Origin of the sequence: Paenibacillus aceris, assembly GCF_017874035.1 — a bacterium.
GTDB lineage: Bacteria > Bacillota > Bacilli > Paenibacillales > NBRC-103111 > Paenibacillus_E > Paenibacillus_E aceris.
The window spans coordinates 211,206-227,250 of sequence record NZ_JAGGKV010000004.1; the positions used below are offsets into that span (position 1 = coordinate 211,206).

A 16,045-nucleotide genomic window follows, 5' to 3' on the forward strand; every position below is an offset into this window, starting at 1 on the left:
GAGGCGGCGCCTCAGGGGTTTTGTTTGATTTTGCCGGGATGCAGGCTCGGCGGGAGTGCTCGGGCGGCCTTTATCCCACACTAATCTGAATTCGCAAACCAGTCATTCTTCATCGTCCCTACCAAGCGCCGATGACCTTGAAACTCCTCATAAATGTTGAAATCATACGATTTAAGAAATGACAGCTTGTAGAGTAAATCCCCATTATCCAAGCTAATTTTGAAATCCTTATGCATTCCGACTTTCAGCTTCGATTGCGGCGTCTCTGGCGTTTCATTCGATTGGGGTTCGAAACTGCTCAAATCAGCTGACCATTCAAATGTCCTCAAACCATTCGAGTCATTGATCTGAAAAACAATTTTACGTCCTTCGGTGTTTACACTCGTGCTCATATCTTTAACAATCTCATAGTTAAACTTCAGCGATAGTTCCTTATTATCCAGTGCGGTACCGAAATGGTCGATGGATATTGTATACGGCGCAAGCGATATGCCCTTCAGAGGTGTCTTCACCTCGTTCTTTTCTTCCGGCAGCCAGAATGCGAATGGCTTCACATACAGGTCTGCATCAGTAGAGGTATCCTCCGAATCGTCCTCTTCGTCCGAAGCTTCCGCTGAAATAATCTTGCCCTCTTTTGCAACAGCCTCACCGAGCAGTATATTCATACCACTTGTATCGACACCTTTGGGCAGCATGCTGGAGACAATAATTAAGGCTTTACCTTCAGGACCCACCTTCTCCTTGACATCCAACACGTTTGCCGGGTACACGGTACCGTTTGCAGAGCGAAGGTTGGCAACCAGTTTCGCCTGGTTCATAAATCGCTTCTCCATATTCTGGGCGAGCACCTGCACCGTAAACTGCTTAGACGTTTGACCTTGATAGGTCTTGACGTCTTGAATCGAGAATTTGGTATGATACCCAGGATCCGTCAGCTCGAGCGAAGATGAAGAAGAGTCCACGGGCACATTCAACATATCAGCCTGAGACTCGAAGTCCAACACATCTTCTGTTTTACCATCGGACGTTACTTCCTGGAGTACAAGCTTTAGATTCGTGAATTGGTACGTATACGGAACTTTAGCCGCCATTTGCAAACCGACAGAACTGCCTTCCGGAAGTCCCAGCACTTTGGCCGGGATGATGACCTTCGCCTTTACCTTCACCTTTCCGTCTAACATGAAGTATCCGGTCATATCTGGAATTGGCAGTGAATCAGAGCCTTTATTCATCAGCGATAAGTCAGCGGTCAAAATGTCTTCGTCTTCCCATGGCAGCCGATACATGCCGCTCATCCTAGCCGTATACATGCCATTCTCGTCCGTAAAAGCCACTTCCTCGCCGGTGCCCTTCACACCTGACTCCGTTTCCTTCGGTATCTCCAAGTCGGCAATCGGCACGTTCAACTTCAAATCTGGCAAGTACTGTGTAATAACGAGCTGCCAGTCTTCGGTTGAGACCGATGCGGGAACGGTTCCCGTAAGATTAACCTCCTTTGTCTCCTGAGAATGGATGACAGTGTCTGTTAACTCTTTTGCCAGAAGAGGATACCTGTAACCTTCCGGGGTGCGAACAGTGAACTGGTAATCCGGTACGGTTATGCTGTTTTTCCCCGAATTTCTCAATTGTAATGTGACGTTAGGCAAGCTGTTTTTTTCATTATGGCCGAGTCTAAAAGAGGAGAGCGCCAGGTCCATGACTGTTCCTGACATTTTAACCTCTTGTGAATGCCCTGCTGGTGTCACTTGTGTAAAATCATCAGGAACTGGAATTTCGCCGAGCTTACGCTCAAACGGATCGACAGAGAAATCCCACTTCCCAAAACTAAACTTTAAGTCGTGCAAGGACGTTGCTTCATCCAGTATGGCGTAATAGGAAAATTCTTGCGAGGAACCCGCAGCAATTTTCGTTCTTTCTTTGTCCTGCGGCATCATTTTGGCCGTGTGCGGGTCACCGTTCTTGCCAAGCAAACGTACCCAGTAATCAAAGAGGGATAAGCTCTCTGTACCATTGTTGGAGATGTTCAAGCTGAACGTAACGATATTGCCATTAAGATCTGAAAGAAATCCTAACCGCTTAATCTCAGCATAGCTGTTGTCGCCAAGCTGGATACGCTCGAACGCCGTGGCTGTCTCGACCTTGCTCCCGTCTGCGAAAACAGAAATGGGCATGAGCGAGCTGATTAGGATAACGATAGCAACGGACATAAGGATTGGGAAACGTTTGCAAATTTTAGCCATTGGTAGTTTCCTTTCCGACAGAAGTCGTTATGTTAAAACCAAAACCACATTAAGCTTGGTGTCTTAACGGTTCTAAACCGACCAGCTCTTCCGGCCGCATGGCCTTTAGCTGCTTTTCGTACAATTCACGATATAACCCGTTTTGTGCGAGCAACACTTGATGTTTGCCGCGCTCCGCAATTCGACCTCGATCGATGACAAGAATCTGATCGGCTCGGACAACCGTAGCCAGTCGATGCGCAATAACGAACGTCGTACGTCCTTGCATCAACCGCTCCAGCGCTTCTGTCACCAAGTGTTCGGATTCTGCATCTAAGGCTGATGTAGCTTCATCTAGAATTAATATGCGCGGACTTTTGAGCAGTGCTCGCGCAATAGCAATCCGTTGTTTTTGTCCTCCCGAAAGCCGTACACCGCGTTCACCGATCATAGTCTCATAACCAAGATCCCACTCTTCTATGAAATCATGAGCATTCGCCGCTTGGGCTGCAGCAAGGATTTGTTCCCGTGTAGCTTGGGGATTGCCGTAAGCGATATTCTCAAACACGGTTCCTGAGAACAGAATATTATCCTGCAGTACAAGCGCCATGTGGCTTCGCAGGTCATGTAAATCATAATTTCGCAAATCAACCCCGTCTAACATAACGGCTCCTTCATCCGGATCATAGAAACGAAGCAGCAAATTAATAATCGTGGACTTTCCTGCGCCACTAGGACCGACAAGCGCTATAACATCACCGCTGTTGGCTTTGAAGCTGATTCCTTTAAGAGCTGCCCTAGTCTCCAAGATCATAGGAGGTGGTTCCGGTCTCATTTTCGGTGGAATCCAATAAAATCGTTTGGCAGGTTTTTGGCGTTCGACCAGATCTTTATCCTTCTGATCCGCTTCAACCTGCTGCTTTTCTGGTCTTTCAATGACATAATCGAACCCGACTTGGTCGAATTGTATGTCACCTTTACACGTTTTGAGCGGTATGGGATTGTCTTTATTCTGGATTTCAGGTTCGATATCGAACACTTCAAAAATTCTTTCCACGTTAGCTAGCGAGTTTTGAATTGTAACGTTGACATCGGAAAAACGCTGAATAGGGCCGTACATTTGGCCTAAATACGCTTGGAATGCAATCAACTCGCCTACCGACATCCTGCCCCGGATGACCATCGTACCTCCAACGAACCAAATGATCAGTCCGCCAAAATCTTGAAACGTTTGACTGATTCGGCCCAGCGTGTTCGATAGAAATTGCGCAGTCATCGCATACGTATAATGAGCTGAAGCTTGCTTCTTGAACCGGTTCAACTCCATGCGCTCCCGATTAAATGCCTGCACCACTTTCATACCGGCAATACGCTCGACAAGCACACCGGTCATGCGCTCCATCTGCCGATGAACAGAACGCCAAGCATAGCGAATATGCACGTTTATGTTCGTAAACGTTAAATAATAGACGGGAAGCAGCCATAAAGACAACAATGCCAGCTCCCATTCCATATGAAACAGCATAAACCCGGCGAACAGCACAAGAAAGAAATCAATCGCCAGATTAATGACTCCGGCCCCGACCAAATTTTGCGCGCCATTCACATCGTTCAAAATTCTCGAAACGATGCTCCCGACCTGACGGCTGTCATAAAACCGTTGAGACAGCTTTTGCATATGTTCATACAGCTGAAATCGGATATCAATCACCATCGAATTTCCCATTTTGGCCATAACCCATTGACGCACATAATTTACCGCAGTTCCGAAAACGTATACCCCTCCCAGAACGCCAATCACCTTAGACAACGTCCACGAACTGGTTTTTAGAGGAAGTACTTCGTCAATCAATACTTTGGTCATCCAAGGTACTGTCATGGGAACGGCAAATTGCAAAATGCCAAGCCCAACAATGGTGACGATCATGTACCGGTACGGCTTTAAAAATTTAAAATAACGCCGTATAAGATTCGATCTTATATCCTTCTGCATATCAAACCTTCTTTCCATCATTGGATGTCATCCAACTGTCCAGATGTCACGATTGACCCCTTTGCACCCGTCCGAAAAAGTCCGGCGGTCCAACTTGCCCGCCTTTTAATACAACTTCCAAGCCGTCTATCCGTTCATCATGCGAATAGGCCCGACATAACGGTCCTCCGGAAACAATAGGTGCAATCATTTCTAGGGCATACATGTTCATCCGCTTTACCGCAAAGCCTGAAGTATCCCCTCCGGCAAAGACAACTCTTTTGAGTCCTAGAGACTGAACAAGTTCTCTCGCCATATCACCCAATAGCCCGCCAATTCGCTCTCCGCTTGCAGCCAAGCTCTTACCGCTCATTCTCAACAGATTTTGCGTTTCTTCAATAGAGCTGTCATTCGGTCCTAGCGCGGTGTACAGAATAACGTTCTTGCCATCCCGTAAGAACCTCTCAGCCTCACTCAACAGATTAGACATCTTCTTTGCCGCATCTTCCTCGAAAAAAAGAGGCGCTGGCACTCGAATACCCGCATATCCGTGCGCCAATGCCCATTCGATTTGTGCACAAGTCGCAGGGGAACAACTGCCTGACACGACCAGGAGCCGATCTGTGGCATTTGCCACCATGGATTCGGACGACATTGGCAGCATACCGTGCTGTCGCAAGTAGGAGACTAACGCGTACTCCACCCCTGAGGAACCAACCACGAAAAACGGCGATTTATCGTTTTCCTCCGCAAGCAAGCCACCGATTTTGGCAAGGTGTTCTTCCGTCAGTACATCAAATAACAAGATATCAGGGGCAGCATGAAGCCTTTCATTTAAGCGATCTTTCAACATCGATCCCTTCAATTCCAAGTCGAGTACATTCAAAAGAGCGATCGAACAGGACGTCTGCTCAGCCAAATGAACCCGAAGATCCGCTTCATTCATCGGCGTAACCGGGTGCTGTATCATATTCGGATGCCGATCCAGACGCAAAATATGTGTACCCTGACTTGTAAAATGGTTACCAAAAATTGTATACCGATTTAATACAGGCGAGCCTGCCAACAGGGGAGTAAACCTTTGTTCCGGAAACACCTCACGTCCAAGATCGATAACTTTTCCGATACTGCCCGTTACGGGAGATGAATCGAATGTGGAACAAATTTTGTAGTGTATGATTGGCGCCTGAAATGCCTTTAAAGCAGTAAGTGCCGGACGAAGCGTCTGCTCCATTTCCTCCGGATTCATCGTCCGGCTAACTCCAGCCACCCCGAAGCCGTCATAATGGCTAAATTGCTCTTCCCATAATGCCAAACTCGGGATATCCATAAACAAAATGACGCGAAGACCGCCGATCGTTAGCGCCTCTAACACGTCCGTGGAACCCGTGAAATCATCCCCGTAATAACAGATCCGCATTCGCTATCGTCCCCCGCCTTCCACTCGCTTTAGCCGAAAGCGGCTAAAGCCATCTTTAATTCAGGATGTTGCTCGGCGTAATCGGCCAAAGGAATTCCGGCAAGCGCCGCTTCCCAACCCTGCACAAGACTGCGAAACCCTGCGCCCGCTCCGCCCGGATGTCCGTGTATGCCGCCGCCGGCGATATTCATCAGATCGACAGAACCAAGCGTTCTGAACGTTTCGGGCGCCGCTCCCGCCCACTGTTTCGATGACAATACGGGAAGAACCGTATCGGATGGATCGAACATTGGCGTTAAACAATCGCGCACGCTATCAATGACGGATGCATTGCCTTCATAGAACTTGTTGTTGAGCCCGTTGACATGCAGATGATCTACTCCAGCCAGACGGCACAATTTCTGGTAAGCGGCAAAGGACATGCCGAGATACGGGTAGCGCGACAACATGCCCCATTGGTTCCGGTGACCGTGAATACAAACGGGGGCATGCTTTCTCAGGTGCGCGAGACCCGCAAACCCGATGCTGTTCATACTGACCATAACGCAGTTACCACCGGATTTCACAACCGTTTCGAGATGGCGCATCATCGGATCGATATCATCGGTAATATTAAAGGCGTACATGGTTTTTTTGCCCGTTTGGTCCGCTGCTCTTTCAATTTCTTCCATGACAACCTTTACGCGTTCGGCAATCGGAGCATACGGTGGGTTCGCGTGTACCTCGTCGTCTTTAATAAAATCAATGCCGGATAAAGCGAGTTCGCGTACGATTAGCCGCAGCTGTTCAGTCGTCAATCCGATGTTTGGCTTGATAATCGTGCCGATGATGGGCCGGCCATGAACGCCGGTCAGCTCTCGTGTGCCGGAGATGCCGTACCGCGGACCCTCATAACGCTCCTGGAACTGCTGGGGCAGTTCGAGATCAAGTAGCCGAAGTCCCGATAACTCTTCTAGCTCATAGAGATTGCCCGCAACTGTCGCCAGCACATTCGGAATCGAAGGTCCGATGTTGGTATACGGGAATGCAATCTTCACAATGCCTCGTCGGAATTCGCCCTTGCTGCCCGAAGGCACCTTAGCCCCCGGGAGCGAAGGGAATGGCGATATATCCAACTCTTTCAGCGATAAAATCCGGGCGCGATGCCGCTCTTTCAAGCTGTCGGATTCGTTTGGCAGCGGGAGAAACGTCCCGGTGGATTGCTCGCTCACGATAATTTCACAAGCCTGCTCGAGCGGCAAAGCGGTTTCCAGCCAATACGTGGCAATAATAGTGTCATTCATTAACATGGATATTTCCCCTGTCTTTCCAATTCGGCACGGACAGCCATTAGACCAAGTCGCGGGCTGGCATACACAGGAAGTCCCGTCTCCTGGCTTAATGCTTTCTCCATTCTCGCCATTGAGCCTTGCGCCAATACGAGTACATCCGCCTTGCTCGCTACAGACTTTGCCGCTTCAAATATAAGCCGGTCGTGCTCTTCTGGTTGGCCAGAGACTAAAGCTTGATAGGCCCCTTCCGCCAAGGCGTCAACCACATGCACTTTCCTGTTTTGAAGCACAGCCTCTCTTTGCAGCAGCTGCCTCGTCGGCTCGAGCGTAGTCGGCAGCGTTGCCAGCACGCCGATATGATTAAAATTCATCGTGGCCTGACGAGCCATATCATCGTCGATTTTAACAATCGGAATATTGAATAAAGGCCGCACACGGTCTGCAACTTCACCTACGGATGAGCAAGTATTGAGAATGAGATCGGCCCCGATATCTTCCGCGTGTCTATAATACTGTACCAAGCGGCGAATGACCGCTGTCGTCACTTCACCCGCTTGAATCACATCGGCAATTAAACTGTCGTCGATAATATTGACGAGACGGCAGCCAGGCAGTTCCTCCCGAAACAGCGGTCCGATCCGTTCCGAGAGACCCTGTCCGGTGTAAACAGCAACAACTGTAACCATGTCTTCTCCCCCTTTAACTTGCAGAATGATTCATAAGCGGTAAAGCATTGCCTAATCGGCCGTCTTGCGCGAGCCAATTGTCCGCATCAGGAATATCGAAATAGCGGAGCATTCCTGGCAATATATAACTTAATGAATCATTCTCATCATAAAATGGTGCCCTAATCCACTCAGCCAGACTGTTCATGCGGTTATCCAGACGAACGCTCAGGATGCGGGGATCGAGCAGCGCCGCTAACTCTGCGTATAATGCATACTTGCCGCTGCCGTAAAGCTCGATATTTTCCGAATCGATATTTCTCAACGTTGTTGCCAATTCTACCGCACGCAATACATCGTATGTTCGTACGGCTGCCATACTGTCGCCAAGCCACATTAACTCATCGGTATAACGATCCATCATGCCGAAGCGTTTAAAAGGCCTTTCCTCAGGAGAATTCAAGTATGGCAAAAGCGAACCGATGCCCAGCGGGTTCAGAACCATGGCTATCCGTCCGGAAGCGCAGGTTTCTTCAATCCATTTGGCATGCGCGCCGATTTGTTTCGTGCCTCCGTCCCAGATCGCAATCGTTACTGGTAGCCTGCGGCCCACCAGTTCCGCTGGAAAAAATTGCAGCGCGTTATTGAGCAAGCCTTTCTGGCTCCACCATACAGTCCTCAGCGCCCACAGATTCTCCACCTCTCCGCCTCCGGAAAGACGCGGGTTCAGATCGCATGGCTTGCGGTTGAAGTATACGGCATTACGCAGCCACGACAGCGCTTGACGTTTGCGCTTATCCTCCGGCAGCGCTAAGCGAGCTTTTTCAAACTCAGCAAGACGTTCCACCGTTTCCGTGTGTATGCTTCGAGCATTCGGACATTCGCCAATCACCTGTCCGCTCTGCGTGCACCGAAGCTGCTCCGCAGGCAGCAGTTGAATGATTTCATCAGGCGGGGTAACCTTACGGCCCAGCAGATGTTCAGAGAAGAACTCGGCTGCCGCACGGGCTAGCGGAATCGAAAAGCGGTGGGCATTTTCATCCTCGAAAATATCCAGCAGATCCCCTTTGCCGTACATCTCCCAAAATCTACGGTTAACGGCTACGGTATGGCGTGGCGCCTCGATCGGCACGGAATCATAGGTTGTAGCGAGCACTCGTACCGGTCGAGGCGCCATCGCGAGTACAATGTCTTCATGATCGAAGCCTAACGCTGAGAAACCTGGCCATTTTTGTTCGGCATCCTGCGCTTTGCCGGTTAAAAGGAAGTACGGCCTGTTCATGATGAATCCGCCTGGTGCGGCAGCAGCGATACGCTCGTCATACATCATAAGCAGTGATGTTTGCGTGCCGCCGCCGGAATGGCCTGTAACCCCGATCCGTTTGGGATCAACTTCCGGCCTCGTGCATAAATAATCGATGGCTCGAACGGTATCGTGCAGCATATAACGCGCGAAACTGTCGCCAAGCGGCAAACATTGCCGGCCGACATTCTCATGCTCCGTCACACTCGTCATCGGAGCTTGCCCTGTTTGCGGGTCGTAGAAGCCAAACCGCTCTCCTTGACCTAACGGATCAAGCGACATAACAATGAGACCGGCATGTACCAGATAGTGGCAAACAGTCTGATATTCGTCGCAATGCTTCGCCTGCTCGCGGTGTCCGCACAGCAGCAGTACAGCGCCACGGGGTTCCGTTAACCCATCAGGCAGATAAAGGTTCGCCGTGGCATACACGAGCGGTCTGGATTCAAAAATTACTTTTTCTACCTGAAAACCATGGCCCGAAACTTTGCCGGTTATTTGCGGATTCAGCGGAGTATCCAAATCCGGCATACCGCCGAGGCAGTTGCTGATTTCCTCACGGATCTTCTTCTGCCTCCGCACAAGATCATCTTTATTTTCAATAGAAGCTCTTGCCTGTTCACCCTTCTCAGCCGCACGCATGGCGGATTCGTAGATCCATCTTGGCAGCTGGCTTTTTACATCAAAATGGGCAATTTGCACATTTTCGAATTTATCAAACATGATGAGGTCCCCCTTTCAACACTTCTGCAAGGTCAGGCTCGACCAGCAGATCAGATAAACGTATAGGTAGATTCGCATGCGCCGATTTCCATACGGCTTCCCCAGTAAGCACCGCCAAAGCGCCGGCTTCAGCACCAGCCATGATTTCGTAAGGACGAAGCGGATCAGGACCTAGAAACAAGTCTTCCAAAATGAGCGGATCGCCCCCTCCATGCCCTCCGGAACGAGGTACGACATGGATCGTTTCTTTGCCGCCAAACAACGGGAAGTAATCGATCGTTTGCTCAGGAACATGGAAAGAAGCTCGCCCGGACATAATCTCCTTCGTTTCAATCCTGCCTTTTGTTCCGTTAATGGCTAGCCGGTAGCCTTCGTATGGCAGCGAGAAATTGACGGAGTAGCTTAGCATCGCACCTTTGTCATACTTTACAACCGCTGCATACGTATCCTCGATATCGATTTCGGAATCGAAAATGCACCCATCAGGACGATATCCCGTGAAACTGGCCGGCTTCATCTCCAGCGCTGTAACGTGATCGTCAGGCGGCACAATCTCTTTGCTCCTTGATGACCATCGCATAAAATACGTGCAAGATGGTTTGACTTGGCATGTGCCGCAATGTCTGCCATCCTCCCTCACGGGATTAAACTCTCCGTCAGGACCAAAATAGTGAAGCGCACCGTATGCGAACGCTTCCAACGGTTTTTGTCCGATCCACCAATTCACAAGATCAAAGTGATGTGTGCTTTTGTGCACAGATAGTCCGCCGGAGTTGTTGCGTTTGCGGTTCCACCTTTTAAAATAGCTTGCTCCATGATAAGTATCGAGGTACCAATTCAAATCAACGGAAGTTACCCGGCCAATCCTGCCTTCCAGAATCAGTTCCTTAATTTTGGTATGAATCGGTGAATACCGGTAATTGAAGGTGACATGCAGCTTGCCTCTGCTGTTGCTCTGCGCATCCAGAACGCGTTTGCAATCCGCCCCGCTTGTCACCATCGGTTTCTCCGAGATGACGTCAAGATGATGCTGTAAGCCCCCTACTATATAGTCGGCATGGGTATAATCTACGCCTGCGACGATGACAGCGTCCGGTTTCGTTTCCTGAATCATCTGCTCGAATTGAGCCGGAGCATACACAGGAGTTCCGGTCAGCGCCGGGAATTTCTTAAAACAATTCGTAAAGCGGCCAGGGTCCGCATCAAGCAATCCGACAATTTCGCAATGCTGCTGGAAAGTTTCCAGCATAGGACGAATAAACATGCCGTTCGCCCTAGTGCTGACGCCGCAAATGACGTATCTTTTTTTCGCCACGTTGTTCTCCCTCCTCGCTTCTACTGATAAGTATACAAAGTAGCGCATCGCAAACCATTAGTGAAAACGACTGTCATTATAGGTCAATCCTGTCTGGGCATGGATGGGCAAAAAAAACACCCTGCCGGATAACCGACAGGGATGAGGAAATGTTTTCTAAGGATTCAGAATAATTGTGTACTTCGCCAACGAAGTTCCTCCGACAACATAAATGTTGAATTGTTGAATATTATTCTGTGTAGGATCGCTGCTCTTTGGATTGCGTGTATAGGCTAACGTAAAATTCGGATTGACAGAGATCGAGTCTTGTTTGGAAGCATCGAGCTCTGTATAAACAATGTCGCCGATAAACGCCTGCAACCCGATAAAATCATTGGCAGGCATAATTTGATCCTGGATTGAAGTAGCGCTAGCACAAGATGTTACGTTATTTTTACTGTCCTTACAAAAATTTGTGAAAGAACCGTAATTCGTCGTAGCTTGCAATTGACCCATTAGTGTACCATCCCATAGGTAAAGACCGTTTAAATTCATTTTCAAACCGCCGGTAACCGTTTTCGGAGAGCCCGATACTTTTAGACCCGTTGGAGCCATGGAATCAATACCGGATCCCAAACTTTGTGTGAGCGACTTCACTCCGTTCGGAGTATCGAAGAAGACGGTAAGATTGAACTTTCCACTGTCGAGACCGATGATTTTTCCGTTACTGTAAGCCATTGCCTTCGGATTATCGGAAGTAATCGCTCTGACCTTAACGGTAAGTCCTGTTTCAAGTCCACCGGAATCTTTCGTTAAAATAGTAACTTCTCTCGCTAACTGCGAATAGTTATTGAACAAGTAAGTCGCGTTCGTAACACTGTTGATCTTTCCGGCATCGTACAATATTCTTCCGACAGCTAAGAGGTCGCTGCTTGAGCCTAAGTTTAAGGAGTATGTCAGATACGGACTATTCACGTCATCAACGTCAACGACAAGCGAATCGGTGCTCAGTCTTTCTTGGATTTGTCCGTTCGCATCTAAGTGAACTAGCGTTGCGGTCAATTTGTAGCTGCCCTTTTTTGTGGGATCCGTTTTAAAAGTAATCGATTGACCCTCGCCTTTATTCGTAACGATATCTGTAATTTCTCTCAATAAGACAGGATTCGCATCGTTGAGCGTCACGGCACCTGTCGTGTAGACAGCTCCTGTAACGCCGCTGAGCTTTTCAAGTTTCATCTCAACCTTGTAATCGCTTCTTTTTGTAAAATACGCCTCGTCGAATTGATCATAGATTTTGAATACGCCACTGGTCTTTGCCTTTTCAAGGGTGTTGATCAGCAATATGTTTCTCGCGGAATTACCCTCATCCAACTTAATCGAATTTGGTTTGCGAGCCGAGTCGACCATTAATGGATAGGTCACTGTTTGATTTAGACCGTTCACTCGCACATTAATGGTCGCTGGCCCTGGGGCAGTAACCTGTTTAATGCGAATGGCTCCGTTAAGATTGATTTTGACCGGTCGCTCTATACCGGTTTTCGGGTCTTTACGAGTCGCAGGATCTGCTTCCAGCACAAGACCTCCTGTAGCAAATACGGAAATTTTCCCTGCCGTTTCAAGGGCCGCTATCTCCGTTGAAGTCAATTCCTGATTCGCCGAATCGATAACTTTCAAACCAATCTCTTTATTGAGATCACCTTCAGTTAGCGCAATTGTTACCGGCCCGATGACGACAGTATAGGCCGATTTAGGAGCAGCTACTGTGATTGTCTGAGACACCTGTTCGTCGTTAAACATTAAATTCACGGTTACGTCCTTGTTGCTGTCTAAATCCGGATAAGCCACCAATTGTAATTCCGGATAGCCATCGTTGTCAAAATCAACGAAATCGTTGGGTACATCTGTTTTAAATACATTCCCCCATGCCCCGGTATAGTTCTTGAATATGCCCATGTTCAAAATTTTAGGATCTACAATTCGAGTACCATACTGGTCATATGCTTTGAAGCTGAGGTATGCTCTTCCTCCAGCTTGGAACACCAGCTGTCCGACTGGAAGCTTGATATTGCTTTTCGCATCTCCCAAGTCGACTTTCTTCACCTGCGGCAAATCGCCAACTGTAAACGTTTTGCTGACATTGATGTAACCGCTTCTCTCAAGCAAATTGACTGTAAACGTACTCTCGGGTGTTAATTCGGTTAAATCGAGAACAATTGCATTACTGTCGGCCAGAATGGTCGATGTCACACGTTTTAGCGAGCTTACATAAATGCTCATATTACCTGCTGATAATTTCATAGGCTCGCCATATTGGTTAACGGCCTTGTATTCGATAACCGCCTTGGACCAAGGGAGTTTGTCACCGCCAGCGAATTCAATTTTCGCAGCACGTTCATTCTCAGGCATAAAAGCCATCGTTCCGTCAGCAACATCCACACCACTTAGGATGACCTGGTATTGACTAAACTCAAAATTATCACCCATTTCGAGCGTAGCGGTCGTCTCATCGTCAGACCACGTCGTGATGGGCTCAAATTTAACAGGCTTGTTATCGGAATCGAGGAAACTTGCTTTTGTAATATTCAAAACAGCTTTATTGGAGTCGACGTCGCGATTCAGCCTCACCGATAATTTGTTCTTGCCGATCACTTTCAGTTCAGCGATGGATGCTTTGGCAGGCTTAGCCGTTGATGTATGCAGCCTCCATGCTTCATAAGCAGTCAGTGCCAGCACTTTTCTAGTCACTGCATTTTTACCGCCAAATTTCCCACCGGTCAGATTGGTCATAAGCTTTTGCTGAAGGGCATAAGCCACGTAACTTTTATATGTATCGTCTACCGTCTCATCCTTTGTGGGTGCTGTTGCTTTTGCCTTCTCATCCAAACCAAGCCCTTTAATCAGCAGCATGGCTAGTTCTTGGCGGGTAACGCCTCCGTCTGGATCATACTTGTTGTCAACGGCGTCGTAGGCGAGTGAGGCTGCCTTTAACGCTTCAATATACGGCATGGAAGGATCATCTTGTTTGACATCGACAAAGGTCGAGTACTTTACTGTCGGAGCAAGCGTTAATCCCAACACTAGTACTGCAGGTTTCGCCAATTGAGCGCGTGTGATGACTTCGTTCACACCGAAAGTGCCAGCCGTCCCATTCTCAATAACGCCCATTTTTAGCATTTGATTAATTTTCTTCTTATCGTCCTTGGAAAGGCCCTTTAAATCGCTGAGTTGATCAGCCAAATATGTGTCAGCAGTTACTGTCGAGGAAGCCGCAGGCTTCGCAACCGGTTTCGCTGAAGGCTTCGCAACTGGTTTCGTCGAAGGCGTCGCCGATGTCGTTTGCGTCGTTTGTGAAACGTCTTCTTCCGCATAAACAAATGGGGTTAAACAGTAACACAACAGCATAAATGATAAAATTAATGCAATTTCCTTCCTCATTTCATGCACCTCCCTAAAGGATATCAATTACGATAAAACGCTTACATTTTAAGCGAATGCTTCTATTTCTCCAACCCGATCAGCCCCGCTCTCCATCAATCATTTTTTTGCATAGACTAACTTTATTACAAAAAAGCAAACATTTTATAGGCTCTTTTGTGCATGTTTATAGGTTGTTTTATTCATCGTTGCTGGGCTTCTATACCGCTCATATGGCTTCCATCGCGAATTCGGGGACACTTCGTCTTGATCTGCCCACGGATGCCGAGCCGGGAAACGGTATCCCCCAATTTTCTAAACGTTGTGTATTTCATACAGAGTCTCCCTCTCTCAAAGCTGAATAAATACTTTGCCTGCTTCTATTTTTAACGGATACGTCTTTAAATCCACACAGGCAGGCACACGCTTCGCAACACCAGTGGGTATGTCGAAACGGCCATTATGCTTAGGGCATTCGATCTGATTGCCCATGACTAGACCGCCCGATAAATGAAACCTCCCATGGGTGCAGAATCCGTCCGATGCGTAGTAGTCGCCATTCTCCGTGCGATAGATCGCAAAAGTCCAGTCACCGTGATCAAACCGGATCACATCTTCGACTTCCACCTCATCTGCACGGCAAGCTTCGATCCATTCTCCGAGACTCATCCCAACTCGCTCCTCTCTTTTAATTCGTGCGCTGGCCCGTACATATAGGGGCGTGCCGTTTTAGGCAATGGTTTTACTACCACGTATGCAGGGTCTAGCTTTTGCTTCCTTAGAGCGCCGATGACCTCTTTCAGTGCTGCCCATAAACTCGGTCTCGCTGCCGGACAATCGGCTTTCATCTCTTCATGCAGCTTTGGCAGCGCGTGGTAGGGAACCATCGGAAACATATGATGCTCCGTGTGATAGTTCATATTCCAATAAAGAAACCGAAAAATCGGATTCATATAAACCGTTCGAGTGTTCAACCGGTGGTCGAGCACATCTTCGTAGAGACCCAGATGCTGCGTAATACCGAACAGGAGCACAACGATGCCGCCGTAAAAAGAGGGTAAGAACACGAACATCGCAGGTAATAAGCTTCCTGTATATAGGCAAGCCGCAAGAACTGCAAGGATAATGATCATGTAAATCCGCGCTTCCCGAAACGTTTTTCGGTGCTGCGATGAGGGAATATACTCATTCTCCTGGGTGTCCAGCTTGCCGAACGTATGCAGAAGGAAACGTTTAATTTCAATCGGCCCGCCATACAAATGAAAAATTTGCATAATGAGGATTTTCCAAATAGGAGGCCTTTCTGTGATAATTTCGGGATCTCGCCCTACAATGATCGTATCCGTGTGATGACGGGCATGACTCCAACGCCACGGAGTAGCGGACCGCAGGACTAGGAATGAGGCAATTTGATAGACGACCTCGTTCATCCAAGGAGTTTTGAAAGCCGTACCGTGCCCGCACTCGTGCCATCTGGAATCGCCCGGCGTCGCGTAGAGAATGCCATACGCCAAAAAGGCAGGAATTGCCCACCAGCTTCCCCAAGAGAGGTAGGCAAGATACCCCAATACGAGAAGACCGCCAAACCAGATGATCGTGTCACGAATGGCTGGACCGTCTTTCCGTTTCATCAATTCTTTCATCCGCTGACGGGGAATTGGGCATGTGTACCACTCGGCTTCCGCCAGCCCGAGCTCAACTGCCCGTTTATTCTCAGCGCCTGTAATGCTATAGTCCCTTTTCTTCATTTTGGCTGTCATGCCA

At 48.4% G+C, this 16,045-nt stretch carries 10 protein-coding genes; all 10 read right to left on the reverse strand.

The window, feature by feature from the left end:
* Window positions 1-80: 80 nt before the first annotated feature.
* Window positions 81-2,240, reverse strand: coding sequence for a hypothetical protein (locus J2Z65_RS10015; RefSeq protein WP_167065057.1), 2,160 nt, complete (start codon window positions 2,238-2,240; stop codon window positions 81-83).
* A gap of 49 nt (window positions 2,241-2,289) precedes the next feature.
* On the reverse strand, window positions 2,290-4,233 hold the full coding sequence (locus J2Z65_RS10020; RefSeq protein ID WP_240159944.1) for an ABC transporter ATP-binding protein: 1,944 nt from the start codon (window positions 4,231-4,233) through the stop codon (window positions 2,290-2,292).
* A 25-nt stretch (window positions 4,234-4,258) separates the two neighbouring features.
* A complete protein-coding gene (locus J2Z65_RS10025; RefSeq protein ID WP_167065060.1) occupies window positions 4,259-5,611 on the reverse strand; it encodes a four-carbon acid sugar kinase family protein in 1,353 nt (450 codons plus the stop codon).
* 29 nt (window positions 5,612-5,640) lie between these two features.
* Window positions 5,641-6,900, reverse strand: coding sequence for a ribulose-bisphosphate carboxylase large subunit family protein (locus J2Z65_RS10030; RefSeq protein ID WP_205301064.1), 1,260 nt, complete (start codon window positions 6,898-6,900; stop codon window positions 5,641-5,643).
* Window positions 6,894-7,568, reverse strand: coding sequence for an aspartate/glutamate racemase family protein (locus J2Z65_RS10035; RefSeq protein ID WP_167065063.1), 675 nt, complete (start codon window positions 7,566-7,568; stop codon window positions 6,894-6,896). The genes J2Z65_RS10030 and J2Z65_RS10035 overlap by 7 nt, the downstream gene beginning before the upstream one ends.
* Window positions 7,569-7,581: 13 nt before the next feature.
* Entirely contained in the window at window positions 7,582-9,573 is a 1,992-nt protein-coding gene (locus J2Z65_RS10040) for an alpha/beta hydrolase family protein (protein ID WP_167065066.1), read from the reverse strand.
* Window positions 9,566-10,888 carry a Gfo/Idh/MocA family oxidoreductase gene (locus J2Z65_RS10045; RefSeq protein ID WP_167065069.1) on the reverse strand — a complete coding sequence of 441 codons (1,323 nt, stop codon included), beginning with the start codon at window positions 10,886-10,888 and terminating at the stop codon, window positions 9,566-9,568. Before J2Z65_RS10045 ends, J2Z65_RS10040 begins: the two co-directional genes overlap by 8 nt.
* Window positions 10,889-11,044: 156 nt before the next feature.
* Window positions 11,045-14,302, reverse strand: a complete 3,258-nt coding sequence (locus J2Z65_RS10050) for an S-layer homology domain-containing protein (protein ID WP_167065072.1) — start codon at window positions 14,300-14,302, stop codon at window positions 11,045-11,047.
* A gap of 330 nt (window positions 14,303-14,632) precedes the next feature.
* A complete protein-coding gene (locus tag J2Z65_RS10055; protein ID WP_167065075.1) occupies window positions 14,633-14,950 on the reverse strand; it encodes a MocE family 2Fe-2S type ferredoxin in 318 nt (105 codons plus the stop codon).
* Window positions 14,947-16,041 carry a fatty acid desaturase family protein gene (locus J2Z65_RS10060; protein ID WP_167065078.1) on the reverse strand — a complete coding sequence of 365 codons (1,095 nt, stop codon included), beginning with the start codon at window positions 16,039-16,041 and terminating at the stop codon, window positions 14,947-14,949. The genes J2Z65_RS10055 and J2Z65_RS10060 overlap by 4 nt, the downstream gene beginning before the upstream one ends.
* Window positions 16,042-16,045 lie beyond the last annotated feature (4 nt).

What these genes read in the sequence shown, in the direction of transcription:
- J2Z65_RS10040 (WP_167065066.1), bottom strand. Translation starts at nt 9,573, where the DNA reads ATGTTTGATAAATTCGAAAATGTGCAAATTGCCCATTTTGATGTAAAA.
- J2Z65_RS10030 (WP_205301064.1), bottom strand. Translation starts at nt 6,900, where the DNA reads ATGTTAATGAATGACACTATTATTGCCACGTATTGGCTGGAAACCGCT.
- J2Z65_RS10015 (WP_167065057.1), bottom strand. Translation starts at nt 2,240, where the DNA reads ATGGCTAAAATTTGCAAACGTTTCCCAATCCTTATGTCCGTTGCTATC.
- J2Z65_RS10035 (WP_167065063.1), bottom strand. Translation starts at nt 7,568, where the DNA reads ATGGTTACAGTTGTTGCTGTTTACACCGGACAGGGTCTCTCGGAACGG.
- J2Z65_RS10055 (WP_167065075.1), bottom strand. Translation starts at nt 14,950, where the DNA reads ATGAGTCTCGGAGAATGGATCGAAGCTTGCCGTGCAGATGAGGTGGAA.
- J2Z65_RS10020 (WP_240159944.1), bottom strand. Translation starts at nt 4,233, where the DNA reads ATGATGGAAAGAAGGTTTGATATGCAGAAGGATATAAGATCGAATCTT.
- J2Z65_RS10025 (WP_167065060.1), bottom strand. Translation starts at nt 5,611, where the DNA reads ATGCGGATCTGTTATTACGGGGATGATTTCACGGGTTCCACGGACGTG.
- J2Z65_RS10060 (WP_167065078.1), bottom strand. Translation starts at nt 16,041, where the DNA reads ATGACAGCCAAAATGAAGAAAAGGGACTATAGCATTACAGGCGCTGAG.
- J2Z65_RS10050 (WP_167065072.1), bottom strand. Translation starts at nt 14,302, where the DNA reads ATGAGGAAGGAAATTGCATTAATTTTATCATTTATGCTGTTGTGTTAC.